Source organism: Natrinema sp. LJW11, assembly GCF_056135975.1.
Map to the genome: position 1 here is coordinate 780641 of NZ_JBWBDM010000002.1, position 20726 is coordinate 801366.

Below are 20726 nucleotides of genomic sequence, written 5' to 3' on the forward strand. Positions count from 1 at the left end.
GAAGCCGCCGTCTCCGACGGGAATGCCGCAGTGAAACGGTGAACGGATCGATGATCGAGGTCAGCGCGATTCGTCGACCGCTTCCGCCAGCGCGTCCGCCGCCGCCTCGAGCACCGCCTCGGGCGATTGCGTCGCGTCGACGCGGACGAACCGATCGGGGTCGCGCTCGAGCAGTCGCTCGTAGTTGTCCCGAACCGACGCGAGGTACTCGGCGCGTTCGAACTTGTTCGTCGTCCCCGCGCGAGCCGCGGCGGTTTCGGGGTCGAGATCGAGATAGATCGTCAGATCCGGTTCGATCGAGAACGGCCGGTGAACGTCGACGACGTACTCGAGCGGATCCGCGAGGTCGTAGCCCTCGGCCGCCGCGAGCGTCGCGCCCTGATAGGCGAAGCGCGAGTCGGAGTAGCGATCGGAGACCACGAGGCCGCCGCGCTCGAGGGCGGGTTCGATCACCCGCGAGAGGTGATCGGCGTGATCGGCGGTGTAGAGGAACAGTTCCGCCAGCGGATCGGCGTCGTCGTCCTCGATCGAGCGGTAGACGGCCTCGCCGTACCAGGAATCGTCCGTGGGTTCGCGCGTGAACGTGGCCTCGGGGTGGCGCTCGCGCAAGGCCTCCCAGACCGTCGTCTTGCCGCTGCCGTCCAGTCCCTCGAGCGTGACGAGCATGGTCGACCCTCCTCGTGACGGATACTACAATCTGTCGAGAGCGTCGAACGGGCCACGCAGTGTCGCCGCCCATCTATTTATCGCTACGAACTCACGTGTCGGCCATGAAGATCCTCGTCGCCGGCGGCACCGGCTTCATCGGCACGAACCTGTGTTCGGAACTGGCCGAACGCGGCCACGAGGTGACGGCGCTCTCCCGGTCACCGGTCGACGACGACCGGCTCCCCGACGGCGTCGAGTCGGCGCTGGGCGACGTCGGGGCCTACGACTCGATCGTCGACACCGTCGCGGGTCACGACGCGGTCGTCAACCTCGTCTCGCTCTCGCCGCTGTTCGAACCGCCCCGGGGGACGAGCCACAGGGAGGTCCATCTCGGGGGAACGAAGAACCTCGTTCGCGCCGCCGAGGCCGGCGGCGTCGACCGATTCCTACAGATGAGCGGGCTCGGCGCCGACCCGAACGGCGCGACCGCGTTCATTCGCGCCAAAGGCGAGGCGGAGGCGGTGGTCCGCGACGCCGCGCTCGAGTGGACGATCGTTCGTCCGTCGGTCGTCTTCGGCGACGGCGACGAGTTCGTCGACTTTACGAAAACGCTGACGACGCCGTACCTGACGGCGTTGCCGGGCGGCGGAAAGACGCGGTTTCAACCCATCTGGGTCGGTGATCTCGTTCCCATGCTGGCCGACGCGCTCGAGGGTAGCGAGGCGCAAAGCGCGTCGGAGGCGAGCGGGCGTGGCCCGCGAGCAGACGACGCCCACGTCGGCGAAACCTACGAACTCGCCGGCCCGCAGGTCGTCACGCTCGCGGACGTGACGGAGCTCGCGTACGGCGCCGAGGGAAAGGACGTCAGGATCGTTCCGATCCCGATAGGACTAGCCAAACTCGGGCTCTCGGTGATCGGTCCGCTGCCGTTCGTTCCGTTCGGCCCGGACCAGGCCCGGTCGCTCGAGTTCGATAACACCGTCGACGACAACGACGTGACCGTCTTCGGCCGGGATCCGGCGTCGATGACGACGCTCAGCGCATATCTCGGCCAGAACGGGACGGACCGTCAGGAACGATCGGCGAAACCGATCTGATCTCCCGATCGGTGGAGTCGTCACTCACGGCAACCGCTCACGTCGCGATCGAGGTCGGGGAAACGGCTGACTTAAAAAATAGGACGGGACGGAGCACACGGCGATTTCGAGTTCAAAGAATCGGCGCAAATGCCACTTCAGTCACCCGATACGGCGGAATAGTACAGAAGACGTGAAATTCAGTTCAGCAAAAGACTTATATCCTCCATTGCACTGGTACCAATGCAACGGAGCCCCCAAACAAACAATGAAGCTGGCGATGATCGGATTCGGACAGGCCGGTGGCAAAATCGTCGATCGATTCCTCGATTACGACGATCGGACGGGTAGCGGAATCGTCCGCGCGGCGATTGCCGTCAACTCCGCGAAGGCGGATCTCATCGGTCTCGATAATATACCACAGGAGAATCGCGTACTCATCGGCCAGGCCCGCGTCAAGGGCCACGGCGTGGGTGCTGACAACGAACTCGGCGCGGAAGTCGCCGAGGAGGACATCGACGAGGTACAGAACGCCATCGACTCGATCCCGACCCACGAGGTCGACGCCTTTCTGATCGTCGCCGGCATGGGCGGCGGCACCGGTTCCGGCGGCGCGCCCGTCCTCGCCAAACACCTCAAGCGGATCTACACGATCCCGGTCTACGGCCTCGGCGTCCTGCCGGGGACGGACGAAGGCGGGATTTACACGCTCAACGCGGCCAGATCGTTCCAGACGTTCGTCCGCGAGGTCGACAACCTGCTCGTCTTCGACAACGACTCGTGGCGACAGACCGGCGAGTCCATGGAAGGCGGCTACGACCAGATCAACGAGGAGATCGTCCGCCGCTTCGGCATCCTCTTCGGCGCCGGCGAGGTCGGAGAGGGCCAGGAGGTCGCCGAGAGCGTCGTCGACTCCTCCGAGATCATCAACACGCTCTCCGGCGGTGGTGTCTCCACCGTCGGCTTCGCCTCGGAGGACGTCGAGGTAGACTCGGGCGGCGGTCTGCTCTCCCGGTTTACCGGCGACGGCGGCGGCGACGACAGTCTCGACGCCGCGAACACCACGAACCGCATCACGAGCCTCGTCCGCAAGGCCGCCCTCGGCCGACTCACGCTCCCGTGTGAGATCGAAGGCACCGAGCGCGCCCTGCTCGTGCTCTCCGGACCCTCGGAGTATCTGAACCGGAAAGGCATCGAGCGCGGGCGGAAGTGGCTCGAGGAGGAAACGGGAAGCATGGAAGTTCGCGGCGGCGACTTCCCGCGCGGGGAGCCCGAAGTGGCTGCGGCGATCTTGCTCTCCGGCGTGACGAACGTCCCGCGGATCAAGCGACTGCAGCAGGTCGCGATCGAGGCCCAGGACAACATCGACGACATCCAGCAGGACAGCAGCGAGAACCTCGAGGAACTCGTCGAGGACGACGAGGACGAACTCGAGCCGCTGTTCTAGGCCGTCGGTCGGTCGGCAAGTGGCGAGCGCCCGGACTCGTGTCGGGGGGCACGAGGCCGGGCGCACACTCGCGCACCCGACGCGTATTCGTTTGCTCGCGGCGCGTGTTTCGCCACGGCGAACGGGCGCATTCCGACGTGTTTTTGAGCGCCCCCGAACTACCGCAACCAGATTCAGATGCGCGTCATCGTCCCGTTCGCCGCCGAGACGCCGAAGACTCGCCTCGAGTCCGTGCTCACGCCGGCCGAGCGCGAGGCGCTTTCCCGAGCCATGCTGGCAGACGTCCTCTGTGCGATCGTCGGCGCGGGACACGAGCCGAGGATCGTCTCGACCGCGCCGCTCGATCTCGAGGAGCTCGATCTCCCGGGCGAGGTCGCCGCGTCGGCATCGGGGACGGTCGACGATCGGCCGCTGACGGACGCGGTCAACGCGCGACTCCCGGGACGCGAGCGTTGCGACCGTGCGGGCGACGTTCCCGACGCCGTCGCCGTCGTCATGGCCGACCTCGCGCTGGCGACCCCGGACGCGCTCGAGACGCTCCTCTCTCTCGAGGCCGATATCGCGATCGCGCCGGGACGCGGCGGCGGGACGAACGCGCTCGTCGTTCGACATCCCGAGTTCCGCGTGGACTACCACGGAGCCTCCTATCTCGACCACCGCGAGATCGCTCTCGACGTCGGTGCCGGCCTCGAGACGGTCGACTCGTTCCGACTGGCGACCGACATCGACGAACCGGCGGATCTCGTCGAGGTGCTCGTCCACGGGCTCGAGACGAACCGCGCTCCCGCCCGTCTCCGGGCGTTCGGGTTCGAACTCGAGGATCGGGACGGGCGCGTCGACATCGTTCGCGACGGGAGCGGCGCGAAGTAACGCGGTGGCTACCCGTCAGCCAGCCGCGCAGGAAGGCAGCCCTTATGTGCCGAGGGACGACATCCAGAGGTAATGTTTCCCGGGGCGAGCGAGTACGGCGTCGATATCGCGGTCGAGGACGGGGCCGTCGAGGAGCTCCTGCAGATCAGCCCGACCGACGTCGAGGCACCGCCGTCGTTGACGTTTTCCCGAAACGTGTTCGTCCCGCTCACCACGGCCTGTCGCTACACCTGTACGTATTGCACCTACTTCGACCCGCCGGGGCAGGCCTCCCTGCTCTCGCTCGAGGAGGTCCGCGAGATCTGCCGGCGCGGGGCCGACGCGGGCTGCACGGAAGCGCTCTTTACGTTCGGCGACGATCCCGACGATCGCTACACCGAGATTCACGCGCAACTCGAGGAGTGGGGCCACGACTCGATCCATACCTATCTGCGCGAGGCCTGCGAGGTGGCACTCGAGGAGGGGCTGCTCCCGCACGCCAATCCGGGCGATCAGACCCGCGAGCAGCTGGCGACCGTCGCGGACGTCAACGCCAGCATGGGCGTGATGCTCGAGACGACTGCCGAGGTCGGGGCCCACGCCGGCCCGCGGCGCAAGGTTCCGGGCCAGCGGCTGCGTACGCTCAAAAACGCGGGCGAACTCGACGTGGCCTTTACCACCGGAATCCTCGTCGGGATCGGCGAGGACTGGCGCGACCGCGCCGAGAGCCTGCTGGCCATTCGGGAACTCCACGAGCGCTACGACCACATTCAGGAGGTGATCGTCCAGCCCGTCGTCGAGAACGAGCGCTGGTCGGGCGGCTCGCCCGACCTCGCGACGATGCGGCAGGTGACGGCGATGGCGCGGGCCGCCCTGCCCGAGGAAGTCTCGGTCCAGGTGCCGCCGAACCTCGCCCCCGCCAAGGAGCTGATCGATTGCGGCGTCGACGATCTGGGCGGCGTCTCGCCGGTGACCGACGACCACATCAACCCCGACTACAAGTGGCCCGCGCTGCGCGAACTCGAGGAGATCGCCGACCACGCGGGCGTGCCGCTGGGCGAGCGACTTCCGGTCTACGAGCGGTTCCTACCCGCCGAGCTACGGACCGACGGGTTCGACGGCGTCCTCGCCGACGGCGCGGACGGCGACCGGGAGTGGATCTCCGCAGCGATTCGGGCTGCGCTCGCGGACGACGGGGCGGCCGGACGGCGGTATCGGTCGGTACTCGAGGACGAGACGGCGGCGACCGCGGACTAGCCTCGATCCGCGTCCGACCGGCCTCTTCTCATTCCGAAGCGTAGTCCTCGTGGAGCGCCAGCCCCTCGTCCGCGAGGACCGGTCCCTCGACGCTCGTGTCGGCGTCGGCTCGCTCGACGACTTCGGCGCAGGGGATCTCGATCACGCCGTCGTCCCGGATCGCGGCGAGCGAGTCGACGGACACGCTGTAGACGACCCGGCCCAGCCCCGCGTAGGCGATCGCGCTCGCACACATCGGACAGGGCTCGGTACTCGTGTACATCGTACAGGCCGCCCGTTCGGCCGGCTCGAGCTCGCGTGCGGCCCACCGGGCCAGTTTGAACTCGGGGTGGGCCGCGACGTCGTCGTCGGTCAGCGTAGTGTTTTCCGCGGTCCGGACGACCGCGTCGTCGACGACGAGCAGGGAGCCAAAGGGGGTGTTGCCGTGGTCGACCGCCGCTTCCGCGAGGTCGATTGCCTGCCGCACGTACGATTCGTCGGTGGCCATAGCGGCCGTTCGATCGCCGGTTCCGAAACGCTTCCCCCTCGAGCGGCACTCGAGTGATACGGTCCGCTGTACCGATGTACCGGTGCGACCGCGAGACGGTCTTCGGTCGCACCGGAACTGACTGACGGCAGTCCGTATGAAGCTATGTACAGGAGAAGCCGCCGTCGACGACCAGCGCCTGGCCGGTGATCCAGTCGGCTTCGTCGCTCGCTAAGAAGAGCATCGCGTTCGCGATATCTTCGGGTTCGCCGAGGCGCTTGAGCGGATAGAACTTCGACATCTCCTCTTTGGTCGCCTCCCACTCCGCTTCGGTGCGGTTCTTTCGGGGCATCGCGGTATCCGTGACGCCCGGACAGACCGCGTTCGCCCGGACGCCGGCCGGGCCGACCTCCGCCGCGACGGTCCGCGTGAAGTTGACGACCGCGCCCTTCGACAGCGAGTAGGCGCCCAGTTGCGGCGCGCCGATGACGCCCGCCAGCGACGCCGTGTTGACGATGGCTCCGGACTCCTGCTCTTTGAAGTGGGGAATCGCGGCCTGACAGCCGTTCCAGACGCCCTTGACGTTGATATCGATCACTCGATCGCGCTCGCCCTCGTCGATATCCTCGACGTTCGAGCGCTCGTGGCTCACGCCCGCGTTGTTCACCATGATATCGAGGCCGAACTCCGAGACGGCCTCGTCGACGGCCGCGTGGACCGCGTCCGCGTCGCGAACGTCCAGCTCGAGTGCGATCCCCTCCCGTCCCGCGCTCTCGACCCGATCGATCGTCTCCTCGGCGCTCTCGAGGTCGATATCGGCCGCGACGATCGTCGCGCCCTCCTCGGCGAATAACTGCGCTGCTTCCCGGCCGAGGCCGGACCCTGCACCCGTGATAAATGCCGTCTTGTCCTTGAGTCGCATGCCCATACCTTGTCGAGCGGTGGTATAAATCATGATATATGATTCGGTGCCCCGCGTTCGGCCGTCCGGGGTACCGAACGGTCACCGTTCCGCGAACGCGTTCGCACAGCGTTATGTCCGTCGGGCGATGGCGATCCCGTATGGACGTCGATCTCACTCAGCCGATCGAGACGGGGATGCAGACCTATCCCGGCGACCCCGAGGTCGCCGTCCGCTCCCACGCGACCGACGAAGAGGACGAGGCTCGCGTCTCGGCCCTCGAGTGCGGGAGTCACACCGGAACCCACGTCGACGCACCCGCACACACCGAACCCGACGGGAAGACCCTCGAGGCGTATCCGATCGAGCGGTTCGTCGTCGACGCCGTCCGGATCGATTGTCGCGACCTCGAGGCCCGCGAGCCGATACCCGCGGCGCGTGTGCCCGACGGCGACGCCGGTCTCGTGGCGTTCTGGACCGGCTGGGACGCCCACTGGGGGACCGACCGGTACCTCGAGCACCCCTATCTCTCGCCGGCGGCGGCCGAGGTGTGCGTCGAGCGGGGATTCGACGTCGCTGTGGACGCGTTGAATCCGGATCCGACGCCGACGGAAAACGCGAGTGCGGACGAGCCGGAGGGGGTTCAGGCCCACCACGCGCTGCTGGGTGACGATCTGCTGATCCTCGAGAACCTGACGAACCTCGGAGCAGTCGGGGATCGGTTCGAGCTCCGGGCGTATCCGCTGGCGCTCGCGGGCGACGGCGCGCCGGTGCGAGCCGTCGGCGTCGTCGACCGAGACTCGTAACTCCTCCCCGACCGTCTCAGCAGTGCGCGCCGAGCCGCTAAGTCCCCTACTCTCGCTCGATCGTTATCGTGACGGCGTCGACGACCGCATCGGTGTCCGTTCGGACGACCTCGAGTCTGTACGTCCGCTCGTCACCGGGGTCCCACGGCGGTGCGAGGTCGTTCTTGTACGTCGGTTCGCGCCCCGTCAGAGCGGACGTATCGAGGAGTTCGTCCGTCCCGTTCGTCCGCTCGTAGGTCTCGAGGGAGTAATTGATCGCGTCGCTGTCCTCGAGGCGGTAGTCGAGTTCGTACCGCGCACCGTCCAGCTCGTTTACATCGTACACGGAGACGTTCCGTATGACCGTCCCGTTGGTCGGTTCGCCGATCGAGGTCGAATAGTCGTCCCGCGTCACACACCCGGCGAGCGCGATCGTACTCACGACGAGAACGAGTCCCAGTAGCAGTCGACCGTTTCGGTGAAACGAGACCGACATTATCGGGGCAAAACGCCGATGCCGGACGTTCGTTCAGTAGGTTTTTCAGCTGACATACTCGTCGGTGGGACCCGGCTACAGTTAGATATTCGTCTAACTGAAAAATGCGCTGTAGTATCCGAGAGCGACGTTCAGTCAGCGCCGAGGGGCGGGACGACGGAACGAGACGGCCGGGAGCGATCAGTCGTCGGCCGGAACCGTCCGCTCCTCGCGCTCCGCTCGAGTCAACAGCGGAGTCCCGTCTGCCTTCGGTCCGAGTTGGGGCCCGAAGGGCGGATCGTCGGGGTCGATGACGCGGCGTTTCTCGTAGTCGGTCGAGCGCTCGACTGGAGTTCGACCGATCGAAGAGATCATCTCGACGTAGTCCGCGAAGGAGCGGAATTCGCCGTGCTCGCCGCCGGCGCGGGTCGTAATCTCCTCGGAGAGGATCGTTCCCATGTAGTCGTCGGCACCACATGAGAGCAGCTTCAGCCCCTGTTCGTCGCCGTACTTGACCCACGAGGACTGGATGTGGTCGATGTTATCGAGGAACAGCCTCGAGACGGCGACCATCAGTTCGTCCTCGTCGATGCTCGCGCCGCCCGAGACGACGTCGTGTTCGAACAGCGGCGTGTTCTGGTGGATGAAGGAAAGCGGGACGAACTCGGTGATGTTTCCGGTCCGATCCTGCAGGTCCCGGATCCGCTCTAGGTGCATCGCGCGGTGGGCCTCGTTCTCGACGTGGCCGTACATGATCGTCGCCGTCATCGCGAGGCCGACGTTCGCGGCGGCCTCCATGGCCTCGAGCCAACCGTCCGTACTGATCTTGCCGGGGCAGATCACCTCGCGGACCTCCTCGACGAGGATCTCCGCTGCGGTTCCGGGAACGGTATCGAGCCCCGCATCTCGCAGTCGGCGGTAGACCTCCTCGTAGGACCAGTCGGTGCCCCGCCGGGCGTGGTAGGCCTCCTCGGGCGTCATCGAGTGAACGTGCACCCCGTCGACGCTCATCGCCGAAATCTGGTCCGCGTAGGTGCCGGGGCTGGTGTCGTAGACCGCGGGCGGCTTGTAGTTGACCGCCTTCGGGTTCGGGTGGTCGTCGAGGATTTCGCGGTGTTCCTCGTCGAGCGCGAACGCGGGGTGGAGGCCGGAGACCGACGTGACCTCGTAGATCCCCCGATCGACGGCGTCGGCGACGATCTCGCGGGATTCCGCGGGCGTCTTCGTGAACCCGGCCGTCTCGATTTCCGTCTCGCGCTCGAAGGTGTGAGCGGCGTCCTTGAAGTTACAGAACAGACAGCCCACGTTACAGGCCGTCGTGACGTTGTTGTTCAGGTTCGCGATGAAGGTGACCTCCTCGCCGACCTGCTCGGCGCGGCGTCGGTCGGCCGCCTCGAGCACGCGTTCCTTGCGTTTCCGGTCGATCCCCTCGCTCTGGGTTCCCGTCGTGAGTAACTCGATCGCGTCGTCGACCGTGAGCCGGTCGCCGTCGCGTGCCTTTGCTAGCGCGTTCTCGAATGATTGGTCGGTCTCGGGAACGTGATCAAACGTGAGGTCGGCCTCGGTCACCGGTCGCTCCATCGATGTAACGGTGTCCGTACACTGAGAAAAGCATGGTGAATGCGGAATCGGCCGCCGCGAGACGATGCCATCCCGTCGCACCGCGCTCGCTCGAGCGGGACCACAGCGCTCGAGCGGTGACTGTCCGCGAGCCACCAGCTGACGGACATCGTCGAACGCAGGTCTCGGAACTATCCGCGGCGACCACGAACAGTGGCCCATGAGTTCACGGACGCCGGATGAATGCGTCGAGCTCGCCCTCGACGAGGGAGCCGCCGAGGAAAAGCGGGTGGGCGCGATTCGGGAACTGAGAACCGCCAACGAGTGCGACGAACTCGAGGCGCTCGTCCGAACGGAGCGCATCGACGACCGGTATCGTCGCCAGGCCCTCGAGGAGTTAGCGACGCCCCAGTGCGACTCGACGCTTCGGGAACTCGTCGACGACGACCCGCTCGAGGGGCCGTTGCACCAGGAGGCCGAAGAACTGCTCGCGACCGTCGAAGACGACTGAGAGCGTGCGAAAACGGAGCTTCAAACGAGAGAGCGCGTCATCGGTTCGGCTCCACCGACCCGATACTGAAACCTTCTTACGGTCCGGACACGGCAACTGGAATATGAGCGACGGCGGCGAACACGTCCCGAGGTGTCTCGCGTGACGAGCGTCAAAGAGTTCCGCATCGAAGAAGACGCGACCGACGAGGAACTCGGCCGCGGGTCGTTCGTCTTCACCGACGACTACTCGGTGTTCGACTGGGGGAAGATGCCCGACCAGATCCCCCGGAAGGGTGCGAGCCTCTGTACGATGGGCGCGTTCAACTTCGAATTGCTCGAGCGCGAAGGCGTTCCAACCCATTATCGCGGCGTCGTCGAGAACGGCGAGGTCGTCGACCTCGCGGACGCGACCCACCCGCCCTGGGAGATGGCCATCGACCTCACGCAGGTGCCCGATCTCCCGAACGAGGGCCGGGAGTACGACTACGATAGCTATCACGACGCGGCCGGCGAGAACTACCTGATCCCCCTCGAAATCGTCTTCCGAAACCGAGTGCCGGTCGGCTCGAGCCTGCGGAGCCGAACCGAGCCCGCCGATCACGGACTCTCGTTCGATAGCTGGCCCGACGAGGCCGTCGACCTCGACGAGCCGATCGTCGAGTTCACCACGAAGTACGAAGAAGGCGACCGCCACCTCGAGCGCGCGGAAGCCGATTCGATCGCCGGAGCGGCGTCGATCGAGGACCTCGAATCGCTCGCCCGCGAGGTTAACCGAATCGTCACCGAGCAGGCCGACTCGGCCGGGCTGGTCCACGAGGACGGCAAGATCGAATGCCTATACTACGGCGGCGAGATCCGCGTCGCCGACGTCGTCGGCACCTTCGACGAGAACCGCTTCAGCTACGAGGGCACCCAGCTCTCGAAGGAAGTGCTGCGCCAGTACCACAAGCGCACCCAGCCCGAGTGGGTCCAGGCCGTCGACGCCGCCAAGGCCCGGGCGAAGCGAGACGACGTCGCCGACTGGAAGTCCCTCTGCGACGAGGATCCCACGCCGCTCGAGGACGACGTCCTCGAGACCGCCAGCAACCTCTACTGCGCCGGGGCCAACGCCTACACCGGTCGGGAGTTCTTCGACGCGCCGCCGCTCTCGAGCGCGATCGGTGCGGTCCGGCGGCTGTAACCCGACGCGATCGCGCCGGTCCTCGCACCGTCGCCTCGGGCGCTGGCGTCGGCTCGGCCGTCGTCGCCCATCGCAGAATGCGGTAGATGCTATCGTGTGGCGCGCTCGAAACAGATAAGTAACCCTCATATTGGGGGACGAAACACATGCGACCGAGCGTCAATGAGTTTCACCGCCAGCGCAATCGTAGCGAGTATCGTCGCGTTCAGCCTCACCAGCGGGATCGCGGCCGTCGCGAGCGGGATGCTGACGCTGTTTATCCTCGTCATCCTCGGACTCACCGTCCTCTCGCAGGGGTCGGACGACTGGGGGCCCGCACAGCCTGCGCGGTCCTCGTCCGCCGACTCCTCGAGACGACAGAAAACGGAGCAATCGAACGACGAGCAAAATCGGATGGGGCTCCTCGATCGGACGGGTGTACTGAGCGTGACCAACGGCGACGGCACGCTAGTACTAGCAGAACGGGCAGCGGGACTCGCAGCGGCCATCAGCGCATTCGTCATGGCTTCGACGGCCGTGTTCACCGTCACCCAGTGGATGGGGATCCACAACGTTCTACTGGGGGCGACGATGGCCGTACTCGCGTCGGTCCACGCGCTTCGGATCAGTCAGGACAAGCCGATCGTCGCCCTCGCCGGCGCGTTGGCGCTGCTCGGCGCGTGGACGATCGCGGCGCCGTTCGTCCTCGGGGTCAGTCGGACCCTCGTGATACAGATCAACGCCGCGGCCGGCATCCTTATTATGAGCCTGTCTCTCGTCAGCGCGTACGGGATTGTGCAGACGTCACGATCGGGCCAGACCTCGGGCGCGACGGGCGCGTAACCGCTGCGTAGCCGAATCCCCCGCGTTTTTTCGTCGTCGCGACGATCGCGGTTCGCGTTTCGAACTCGAGCAGGGCGCCGACCGTCAGTGACGCGTTCCACGACTTCGCGTCCGTTTTCGGCTCGTCCTCGAGGGGCGTCCCGTCGATTCGCTTCGGGTCCTCCAAGTCGTGGACGACGACCTTGCCGGGGTCGGGATCGGCGGAGGCGTACTCGTCTGCTACTCGGTGCAACACTCCGGACAGCGGTGGTCGACGAACGGATCGTCGCCGAAGGCCCCCTCGACGCGGATCGGTCGGGACACCCCGTGGCCGCCGCGCCCTACGCCGGCAAATTTGACCGCCCGTGGCCGATACGGCCGAAATGGATTCGTTAAAGTGTGTCACGTCCCACCTGTCAACCGATGACTGACTCGACGGACGAGGACACACCCGAATGTCGACACTGCGGCGATTCCGTTGGATCGTCCGCCGAACAGCGCGTGATAACGACGGTCGAAGACGGGACGACCGTCTACAGACACTTCTGTAGCGACGACTGCCGGGATATCTGGGAAACGTCGTCCGACGTCTGATCCTCGGAGGCAGTCCAGTGCCCTCGTCGCGGCCGACATCTCGACGATGTGACCGCGCCGCGGCGTGGTTCGCCGACCGCCTCGAGTGACGGGGCTCGAACAGGGCTTTACCGCTGGGACGGAATAAGTGAGCAATGGCCACCGAAGCGACGTTTACGGTGCCGTCCGACGAATTCCCGCTCGGGAGCGTATTCGAACGGCTGCCGGACGTGACGGTCGAACTCGAGCGGATTATCCCGGCACGAGACGTGGTCGTTCCCTACTTCTGGATTCGAGGGACTGCGATCGACGACATCGAGAACGTATTCCCCGATCATCCAGGTGTGCAACGCATCGAACTCGTCGATTCCGTCGAGGACGAGTATCTGTTGCGCGTCGAGTGGACGCTGGAGTACGACGGCGTGTTGAGCACGCTGACGGAGACGGAGATTCCGCTCATCAAAGCCGTCGGCACGAACCGGCAGTGGACGTTCGACGTTCGCGGGGACGACCGAAGCGACATCGCGGCCTTTCAGAAGCGCTGTCAAGAGCTGGAGATCCCGATCACGCTGACGAAGCTTCACGCGCTTACTCCGATCAAGACGGAAACCCATGAAGCGTTGACGGATCCACAGCGAGAGGCGCTGGTACTCGCCTACGTCCGCGGGTACTTCAACTCGCCGCGCGAGGTGACGATGGAAGAACTCGGGGCCGAACTCGGTATCACGCAGCAGGCCGTCGCATCCCGCCTCCGGCGCGGGATCGACCAAATTCTCGGGGGAACGCTACCCGGACTCGCGGACCCGTCGCGGTAGCTTATTTAAAGAGGTTGTATAGTAAAAAGTGATGCTGAACAGCCTCGCCGTTCGTATGGAAGACAGTGGTTGGGAAGTCCGGCGAGTTCGACGCGATCTGGGAATCGTACCTGCAGAAGCTGAACCGCTGGCACCGCGTCGTTCCCGCGCTGGGTTTCCTGATTCTGCTCGGTGCAGTCGGGAGAGCGATCCACACGTTGAACAGTAGCGGCATCCTCCTGGAAGCGATACTCGATTTCGTTCTGATCGGCTCGCTCGGATTCGTCCTACTGTACATCTGGATCTGGTTACCTGGCAGTGATATTCCGCCCACGTTCTACCCCCGTATCGTGTCACGGGTCGCCGGTGGTATTGCCGTCATGGCAATCGTGTTCGGCCTGCGCATGCTTCACCCCGGCGTTACCGTCGACTTTTCGTTCGGGACCCAGGCCGTGTTGCTCACGATCGGCACGATCGCGGGACTGGGGATCGGGGTCTACGAAGCCCAGACCCTCATGCAGGCCGAACTGCTCGAGGGGAAAAACGACGAGTTGAAACGAGCCGAAGAGCGCCTCGAGGAGTCGGTCACCGAGCTGGAAGCGTCGAACGATCGGTTAGAACAGTTCGCGTACGCCGCCTCCCACGACTTGCAGGAGCCGCTCCGCATGGTGACGAGCTACCTCCAGTTGCTCGAGGACCGGTACGGCGACGAACTCGACGAGGACGGCGAGGAGTTCATCGCGTTCGCCGTCGACGGTGCCGACCGGATGAAAGGGATGATCGACGGCCTGCTCGAGTACTCCCGGGTCGAGACGCAGGGTGACCCGTTCGAGGCCGTTGATCTGGACGTCGTGCTCGACGACGTGCTCACGGACCTGCAGTTCAAGATCGACGAGACCGATACCGAAATCACGCGAGAGGAGCTGCCAACCGTCAACGGGGACGAACGGCAGTTACAGCAGCTCTTCCAGAACCTGCTGAGCAACGCGATCGAGTACAGCGGCGACGAACCGCCGCGAATACACGTGTCGGCAGCACGCGAGGGGCCCGAGTGGACGATTTCGGTTCGCGACGAGGGCGTCGGTATCGACGCCGACGATACCGACCGGATTTTCGAGCTGTTCCAGCGCGGTCACTCGACCGAAGAGCAAGCCGGTTCGGGAATCGGACTGGCGCTGTGTAAACGGATCGTCGAGCGCCACGACGGGGAGATCGGGGTCGACTCGGAGTCCGGAACGGGATCGACGTTCTTCTTCACGCTTCCGAACGCCGTCGATCCGACGAACACCTCGGGTGTCGTCGCGCAATCGGAGAAAGCGAACGCGCGGGCCGAGCGATAACGATCCGGCGGAGCGGTCGATCGGATCGGCGCGTCCAGCACACCGAGCGTTCCAGCCCTCTCCACGCGTACTTGAGTAATCGGCTATCGATGCGCTCCGAGACGGTCACGGTCTCCTCGTCGAAGTCGCCGAGAACTGGAGAGCAATTCGGGACACCGCCGGCCGTCCGCCGGTATACCCGCTCAGCTACTGATCCTTCGCGACCACGCTCCCGATCCCGTCGACCGGCCGGTCGGGCGTGAACTCCTCGATCTCCTCGGGGAGTCCGAGCTGGTAGTCGGTGCCGTTCTCTCGAACCGACGTTCGGCCCCGGTGGACCGAGACGTCGCCGTTCAGGTGAAGCTGGACCGCCTCGAGCAGGGCGTCGGCCTCCAGCGGCTGCCCGCGGCGTTTCATCTCGTCGAGGTCGGCGTCGTCGGGGACGTCGAACGCGCGCTGGGTGATGATCGGCCCCTGATCGAGGTCGGTCGTCACGTAGTGGCCGGTGACGCCCGCGACCCGGACGCCCTCCTCGACGGCCTGCCGGTAGGCTTCCGCGCCGGGGAACGCCGGCAGCAGCGACGGGTGGACGTTGATGATTCGGTCCTCGTAGCGGAAGACGACGTTCGGACTGAGGATCCGCATGTACCGCGCGAGGACGATCAGGTCGACGTCGTACTCCGCGAGGAGTTCGAGCAACTGGTCTTCGTTTTGCTGACCGCCCTCGTCGCCGATGTCGTGGAACGGCACGTCGTAGTGCTCGGCCAGCGGCTGGAGGTCGTCGTGGTTGCCGATGACGACGCCGATATCCGCGCCGAGTTCGTCGTTGGCCCACGCCTCGAACAGCGCCTCGAGACAGTGGCTCTCTTTCGTGACGAGGACGGCGATCTGCTGGTTCTCGCGGTCGGCGGGGAATCGAACCTGGACGTCGAGTCCGAGGTCGTCGCCGAGGTCGCGGAGGTCGTCCCGAAGCGTCTCCTCCGTACAGACCATCTCGCTCGTGTCGACGGCGAGATACATCCGGAAGACGTCGTCGCGAACCGCCTGATCGAGGTCCTCGATGTTGATCCCGCGCTCGAACAGGAGGCTGGTCACCCGGGCGATGAGTCCGGTGTCGTCGTCTCCGATCACCGTGATCTCCGTTACGTCGGTCGTCACCGCTGCCACCTCCGCTCGAGCGAGTGTCGCGTCATCACGACGAAACTCAGTCCACGAGCGGCTAAAAGTCCTGCTTTCCGTGGAGGCGCGTGAGAATCGCCCGCGACGCGGGCTTTGCACGACACAATCGCTCCTGAACTGCCGCGGAGGGGCCACGAATCGGTCGGTTGGTTCGATCGCGGACAGTGTGGTATCGCAGTCACTGACCGTCACTGCACACCTGATCGGACGGCGCTGTGCGATCAGCGTGTCACTCGTTTCAGTGGCTACTGTGGCGAGGTGTCGACGACGGGCCCCGAGCGTCGTGTCGTCAGCACGTCGACGACCGATTCCGGCCGCTCGAGCGGTAAAACGGTCGTTCGACGCGGACCAGCGGCCGATTATCGCACCGATTCATCCGCGGACGACTCGCCGTGGGACGCGGTTCTCGGTCACGATACCGCGTTCGTCAGACGTATGACGGACGGTCGCTGTCAGTTCCCCTACCCGTCCCCTGAATTCGTTTATTTTGTCGTACAACGCGCTGTAACATGTCTGACAGGGTTTTATGCCGGTTACTGTGGAACGATTTTCCAGTCACTCACAGTGACAGTCGCCAGCCGAAAGGTGAACACAATGACGGTAACACCACACGATCACGGCCGATCACGTATCGATCGCGACCGGGAGACGGCGTTCGTCTCACACGACTGGACGGGAACGGACTCGCTTACCAACACGATCGTCTCGACGGTCGCGGAGCTCTCGGAAATCGACCCGACGGAGGTCGAACGGCTCTACGACCGGATCAACCCAGAGAGCCTCGAGACGCTCTTCCAGCCGACGAACGGAACCGCGGGCCGCAACACCGGACAGGTGTCGTTCCAGTTGGACGCGTACACGGTCACCGTCCACGCGACGGGAGACATCGTCGTCGCGCGAATAACGTAATCGGCCGTCGGGCGACTACCATCGGCCGTCGGGCGACTGCCGGCCGGAAACCGGTGACGCGGCCTCCGCCGTCTGCGGCTCACCGGTATCCACGAACGTGCATTTCGGGACCAAGGCGAAAGCGTTTTTGAGCACGGTTACGGGGTATCAGATAATGACCGCCTACACCGCGACGGTGACGGTTCGACTCAAACGGGGCGTTCTCGATCCCGAGGCCGAGACCACGAAGCGAGCCCTCGAGCGGCTGGGCTTCGAACTCGAGGGGCTGCGGGCGGCCGACCGGTTCGAAGTCGACCTCGAGGCCGACTCGGCGGACGGCGCGCGCGAGCGAGCGGACGAGATGGCCGAACGGCTGCTCGCGAACCCGACGATCCACGAGTACGACGTGGAGGTCGACGAGCGGTAGATGACCGTCGCAATACTTCGTTTCGGCGGCTCGAACTGCGACCGCGACGCCGAGCGCGCCCTCGAACACCTCGAGATCGACGCCGAGATCGTCTGGCACGAGGACGGGCTCCCCGAGGAGACGACGGGGATCGTCCTTCCCGGCGGGTTCTCCTACGGCGACTACCTCCGCGCGGGGGCGATGGCGGCCCGCTCGCCGATCATGGCCGAGGTCCGCGAGGCCGCGGCCGAGGGGGTTCCCGTGCTCGGCGTCTGCAACGGCGCACAGATCGGCTGCGAGTCCGGCCTGACCGAGGGCGCGTTCACGACCAATGAGAGCGCTCGCTTCCAGTGCGAACACGTCTACCTGCGCGTCGAGCGCGACGACACGCCCTGGACCGCCGCCTACGACGAGGGCGAGGTCATCGAGGTTCCCATCGCCCACGGCGAGGGACGCTACGAGATCGACGACGACCGTCTGGCCGAACTCGAGGACGAGGGACGGATCCTCTTTCGGTACTGCGACGAGAGCGGCGAAACGGGCCCCGACGTGAACCCGAACGGTTCCAAGCACAACGTCGCCGGCATCCTCGGCGAGCGCGAGTCCGTCGCCGTGTTGATGCCCCACCCCGAGCGCGCGACCCTTCCCGACGTCGGCCCGACCGACGGGCAAGGGGTCCTCCGGGGTTTCGAATCACCCTAACACGGCAGAGAACCTCCGAGAAACCCGTTTTCGAGGCCGACGCGGTGGCGAGCGGACGACGACTCAGAATCTGAGTCGAATCGAACAGTAATAGTGTCGGCGTTCGTTGGAGTCGATTGGAATACAGGGAATGGGAACGGATACCCGACCGAGCGCCCGCATTATCGGCGCTACTGCCGATGCGGGAGCCGCCGTCGAACGCGCCCTCGAGGAGCGCGGCGTCGCGACCGAAACGGTTCGGTCGACTGACGCGCGTCTGGCGCGCCTCGAGAGCGTCGACTGCGTCGTGATCGCTGGATCGGCCCGCGACGCCGACCCCGTCGAGTGCTGTCGGGCGGTTCGGGAGCGCTCCGACGTTCCGATCGTCGTTTTTCCCGCCGACGGCAGCGAAGCGCTCGCGGGCGCGGTCGTCGCCGCGGGGGCCGACGGCTACGTTCCTCGCGACCAGGGCGTCGACACGCTCGTGTCGCGGCTGGAAGCGGTACTCGACGACCGGTCAGCCGGGTCGCGATCGACCACCGACGCCGACGATATCCGGCCACCGGAGCCGACGGAAGACCCCTCGAGCCGCCTCGAACTGCTCGTCGAGCAGTCGCCGCTCGCGATCATCGAGTGGAACCTCGCGTTCGAAGTCCGCAACTGGAACCCCGCGGCGACCGAACTGTTCGGCTATACCGCCGACGAGGCCAGGGGCGAATCGGCACTGGATCTGCTGGTTCGGGACGACGAGCGTCGAGAGGTACTCGAGTACTGGGAGGACCTCACCGGCGGCGACACCGACGGCCTGCAGTCCCGACGAGTGAGTCGCAACGTCGACAGGGACGGGACGCCGATAACCTGCGAGTGGGTCAACGCGCCGCTCGTCGAAGGGGGGGAAATCGTCGGCGTCCTCTCGTTCGGACAGGACGTTACCGCGGATCGCAAGCGCGCGAACGCCCTCGAGGCGCTCCAGGAGACCACGCACGCCCTGATCCGTGCCGAGTCGACGGACGAAATCGCCGACATCGTCATAGCGGCGACCGAGGCCGTAATCGATCGGCCGCTCGCCGCGATCAGGTTCCACGACGAGGAGACGGAGACGCTCGAACTCGCCGGGGCGTCGCCGGCGCTCGACCAGCACACCGGCGACATCACGTCGATCGGACCGTCGGATTCCAGAATCTGGGAAACCTACGTCAGCGGAGAGCCGACTATTCTCGAGAACGCCTCGGCGGATCGCATCCCCTACGAGATCGGGACCGAGGTCAGGAACTCGGTCCTCCAGCCGCTCGGGGACCACGGCATGTTAGCGGTGGCGTCATCGGGCGAGGACGGGCTCGACGACGCCGATAGACACCTCATCCGCGTCCTCGCCACGACCGCCGAAGCGGCGCTCGACCGGGCGGCTCGCGAGCGTGAAATCGAGAGTCTCCACGACATCGCATCCCGACTCGATGACTGTTCGAGCCGCGCGCAGATATACGACCTGACCGTCGAAGCGGCCGAAGACGTCCTCGATTTCGACGCCTGCTGCGTCGCGCTGGCTCGAGGGGAGTCACTCGTTCCGGAGGCGGTTTCGTCGACGCTCGAGATCGACCTCGACGCGACGGTACCGATCGACGACGACGACCTCGCAGGGCGATGTTATCGGGCACAACAGCCCGTCCGGGTCGACGATATCGACGCGGGGTACGATTCGGTCCGTTCCGACAGCGACGACTGTAAATCGGCCCTGAGCGTTCCGATCGCCGACCGTGGCGTGTTCCTGGCCGCCTCGACGGAGCCGGACGCGTTCACGCCGGCCGACGAGGAACTGGCGGAACTGTTGCTCTCTCACGTCATCGACTCGCTCGACCGGATCGCGTTCGAGGGACGTCTCCGGGCGGAGCGCGACCGGTTCGCGGCGCTGTTCGAAAACGTTCCCGACGCCGTCGTCAGCGTCACGCACCTCGAGGACGACCCGGTGGTCGAGGAGGTCAACCCGGCGTTCGAACGGACCTTCGGCTACGACGAGGATGACCTCGTCGGGAACCCGCTCGATCAGTACGTCGTTCCGACCGATCGAACGGCCGACGCCGACACGCTCAATCGCCGCGGAAGCCGGGGCGAGATCGGCGACGCCGAGGTCAAACGGCGAACGGCGAACGGGTTGCGCGACTTCCGGCTTCGCGTCGTTCCGATGGAGATGGACGGCTCGTCGGATCGCGCCTTCGGGCTCTACACCGATATTACCGCCCAGAAACAGCGCCAAAAGCGCCTCGAGATCCTCAATCGCGTTCTCCGTCACGACCTGCGCAACGGAATGAACATCATCAACGGCTGCGCCGAGATGCTCACCGACAGCATCGACGGCGCGGACCACCAGTACGTCGAGACCATCCGAAATCGTGCGGGCGAACTCACCGGCCTCGCGGAGAAGACTCGCGCCGTCGAACGGGTGCTCGACCGCGAGGAGGTCCCGACCGGACCGATCGATCTCTCCGCGGCCGTCGACCGAGCGGCCGACAGACTCGAGCGCGCCCACGAGGTGACCATCGACTGCTCGCTGCCGGACCGAACGTTCGCCCGGGCCGACGAGTACCTCCAGACGGCCGTCTTCCAGATCCTGGAAAACGCCGTCGAGCACAGCGATCGGGGGCGACCGACGATCGACGTGACGCTCCGGGATCGACCGGACGACGGGATCGTCACCGTGTCTATCGCCGACGACGGCCCCGGCATGCCAAGCGAAGAGCGAGAGCTGCTCGAGGGCGACCGGGAGATTACGCAACTTCGCCACGGGAGCGGCCTCGGGCTCTGGCTGGTCAACTGGATCGTCAGGCAGGCGGGCGGAACGCTCTCCTTCGCGGACAACGACCCTCGCGGCACCGTCGTCACGCTCGAGGTGCCACGCGCCGACACGGAGGCCGTCCGGGCGGCAGTGGACGAGACGGCGACCGGCGACTAGGG

The 20726-nt window shown here is 65.7% G+C and carries 21 protein-coding genes and 1 pseudogene; 15 read left to right on the forward strand and 7 right to left on the reverse strand.

Annotated features, from left to right (window positions below; all coding sequences use genetic code 11):
- Window positions 1-60: 60 nt before the first annotated feature.
- On the reverse strand, window positions 61-666 hold the full coding sequence (tmk, locus tag AC0QDI_RS08475) for a dTMP kinase (RefSeq protein ID WP_474667130.1): 606 nt from the start codon (window positions 664-666) through the stop codon (window positions 61-63).
- Between the two features lie 104 nt (window positions 667-770).
- Between tmk and AC0QDI_RS08480 the strand changes: the two genes are divergently transcribed.
- From AC0QDI_RS08480 to cofG, 4 genes are all read left to right on the forward strand, one after another.
- Entirely contained in the window at window positions 771-1745 is a 975-nt protein-coding gene (locus tag AC0QDI_RS08480) for a complex I NDUFA9 subunit family protein (protein ID WP_474667132.1), read from the forward strand.
- Window positions 1746-1992: 247 nt separating this feature from the next.
- On the forward strand, window positions 1993-3171 hold the full coding sequence (locus AC0QDI_RS08485) for a tubulin/FtsZ family protein (protein WP_474667133.1): 1179 nt from the start codon (window positions 1993-1995) through the stop codon (window positions 3169-3171).
- Window positions 3172-3348: 177 nt separating this feature from the next.
- Window positions 3349-4041, forward strand: a complete 693-nt coding sequence (gene cofC / locus AC0QDI_RS08490) for a 2-phospho-L-lactate guanylyltransferase (protein WP_474667134.1) — start codon at window positions 3349-3351, stop codon at window positions 4039-4041.
- A gap of 72 nt (window positions 4042-4113) precedes the next feature.
- Window positions 4114-5277, forward strand: a complete 1164-nt coding sequence (gene cofG / locus AC0QDI_RS08495) for a 7,8-didemethyl-8-hydroxy-5-deazariboflavin synthase subunit CofG (RefSeq protein WP_474667135.1) — start codon at window positions 4114-4116, stop codon at window positions 5275-5277.
- A 28-nt stretch (window positions 5278-5305) separates the two neighbouring features.
- Here the strand turns inward: cofG and AC0QDI_RS08500 are convergent, their stop codons facing one another.
- Together AC0QDI_RS08500 and AC0QDI_RS08505 are read right to left on the reverse strand one after the other, a co-directional pair.
- Window positions 5306-5764 (reverse strand): nucleoside deaminase, encoded by a 459-nt coding sequence (locus AC0QDI_RS08500; protein WP_474667137.1) that lies wholly within the window; start codon window positions 5762-5764, stop codon window positions 5306-5308.
- A gap of 142 nt (window positions 5765-5906) precedes the next feature.
- Entirely contained in the window at window positions 5907-6665 is a 759-nt protein-coding gene (locus AC0QDI_RS08505) for an SDR family NAD(P)-dependent oxidoreductase (RefSeq protein WP_474667139.1), read from the reverse strand.
- A 140-nt stretch (window positions 6666-6805) separates the two neighbouring features.
- On the opposite strand from AC0QDI_RS08505, the gene AC0QDI_RS08510 reads away from it, so the two are divergent.
- The gene (locus tag AC0QDI_RS08510) at window positions 6806-7450 is read left to right on the forward strand and encodes a cyclase family protein (RefSeq protein WP_474667141.1); all 645 of its coding nucleotides are present in this window, start codon (window positions 6806-6808) and stop codon (window positions 7448-7450) included.
- Window positions 7451-7496: 46 nt separating this feature from the next.
- Here the strand turns inward: AC0QDI_RS08510 and AC0QDI_RS08515 are convergent, their stop codons facing one another.
- Entirely contained in the window at window positions 7497-7925 is a 429-nt protein-coding gene (locus AC0QDI_RS08515) for a hypothetical protein (RefSeq protein ID WP_474667143.1), read from the reverse strand.
- A 180-nt stretch (window positions 7926-8105) separates the two neighbouring features.
- Window positions 8106-9485: a 7,8-didemethyl-8-hydroxy-5-deazariboflavin synthase subunit CofH gene (gene cofH, locus AC0QDI_RS08520; RefSeq protein WP_474667145.1), complete on the reverse strand. Its 1380-nt coding sequence runs from the start codon at window positions 9483-9485 to the stop codon at window positions 8106-8108.
- Between the two features lie 199 nt (window positions 9486-9684).
- Between cofH and AC0QDI_RS08525 the strand changes: the two genes are divergently transcribed.
- The 3 genes from AC0QDI_RS08525 to AC0QDI_RS08535 all read left to right on the forward strand — a co-directional run bounded on the left by AC0QDI_RS08525 (window position 9685) and on the right by AC0QDI_RS08535 (window position 11958).
- A complete protein-coding gene (locus tag AC0QDI_RS08525) occupies window positions 9685-9975 on the forward strand; it encodes a hypothetical protein (RefSeq protein WP_474667146.1) in 291 nt (96 codons plus the stop codon).
- Between the two features lie 141 nt (window positions 9976-10116).
- Window positions 10117-11136 carry a phosphoribosylaminoimidazolesuccinocarboxamide synthase gene (locus tag AC0QDI_RS08530; protein WP_474667148.1) on the forward strand — a complete coding sequence of 340 codons (1020 nt, stop codon included), beginning with the start codon at window positions 10117-10119 and terminating at the stop codon, window positions 11134-11136.
- Window positions 11137-11298: 162 nt separating this feature from the next.
- The gene (locus AC0QDI_RS08535) at window positions 11299-11958 is read left to right on the forward strand and encodes a hypothetical protein (protein WP_474667149.1); all 660 of its coding nucleotides are present in this window, start codon (window positions 11299-11301) and stop codon (window positions 11956-11958) included.
- Between the two features lie 124 nt (window positions 11959-12082).
- Here AC0QDI_RS08535 and AC0QDI_RS08540 read toward each other — a convergent pair.
- Window positions 12083-12181 (reverse strand): annotated as a pseudogene (locus AC0QDI_RS08540) (YkgJ family cysteine cluster protein); the annotation flags it as partial.
- Window positions 12182-12360: 179 nt separating this feature from the next.
- Here AC0QDI_RS08540 and AC0QDI_RS08545 point away from each other — a divergent pair.
- The 3 genes from AC0QDI_RS08545 to AC0QDI_RS08555 all read left to right on the forward strand — a co-directional run bounded on the left by AC0QDI_RS08545 (window position 12361) and on the right by AC0QDI_RS08555 (window position 14644).
- Window positions 12361-12531, forward strand: coding sequence for a DUF7576 family protein (locus AC0QDI_RS08545; protein WP_474667151.1), 171 nt, complete (start codon window positions 12361-12363; stop codon window positions 12529-12531).
- Between the two features lie 134 nt (window positions 12532-12665).
- Window positions 12666-13325, forward strand: coding sequence for a helix-turn-helix domain-containing protein (locus tag AC0QDI_RS08550; RefSeq protein ID WP_474667153.1), 660 nt, complete (start codon window positions 12666-12668; stop codon window positions 13323-13325).
- Window positions 13326-13390: 65 nt separating this feature from the next.
- Entirely contained in the window at window positions 13391-14644 is a 1254-nt protein-coding gene (locus tag AC0QDI_RS08555) for a sensor histidine kinase (protein ID WP_474667154.1), read from the forward strand.
- A 186-nt stretch (window positions 14645-14830) separates the two neighbouring features.
- Here AC0QDI_RS08555 and AC0QDI_RS08560 read toward each other — a convergent pair whose 3' ends face one another.
- Window positions 14831-15790, reverse strand: coding sequence for a formyltetrahydrofolate deformylase (locus AC0QDI_RS08560; protein WP_474667156.1), 960 nt, complete (start codon window positions 15788-15790; stop codon window positions 14831-14833).
- A 606-nt stretch (window positions 15791-16396) separates the two neighbouring features.
- Here AC0QDI_RS08560 and AC0QDI_RS08565 point away from each other — a divergent pair.
- From AC0QDI_RS08565 to AC0QDI_RS08580, 4 genes are all read left to right on the forward strand, one after another.
- The gene (locus AC0QDI_RS08565) at window positions 16397-16711 is read left to right on the forward strand and encodes a HalOD1 output domain-containing protein (protein ID WP_474667158.1); all 315 of its coding nucleotides are present in this window, start codon (window positions 16397-16399) and stop codon (window positions 16709-16711) included.
- Between the two features lie 154 nt (window positions 16712-16865).
- The gene (gene purS, locus AC0QDI_RS08570) at window positions 16866-17117 is read left to right on the forward strand and encodes a phosphoribosylformylglycinamidine synthase subunit PurS (protein ID WP_474667160.1); all 252 of its coding nucleotides are present in this window, start codon (window positions 16866-16868) and stop codon (window positions 17115-17117) included.
- Window positions 17118-17798, forward strand: a complete 681-nt coding sequence (gene purQ / locus AC0QDI_RS08575) for a phosphoribosylformylglycinamidine synthase I (RefSeq protein ID WP_474667162.1) — start codon at window positions 17118-17120, stop codon at window positions 17796-17798. It abuts the gene before it with no gap.
- Between the two features lie 130 nt (window positions 17799-17928).
- Complete coding sequence (locus AC0QDI_RS08580; RefSeq protein ID WP_474667164.1) at window positions 17929-20724, forward strand: PAS domain S-box protein; 2796 nt, start codon at window positions 17929-17931, stop codon at window positions 20722-20724.
- Window positions 20725-20726 lie beyond the last annotated feature (2 nt).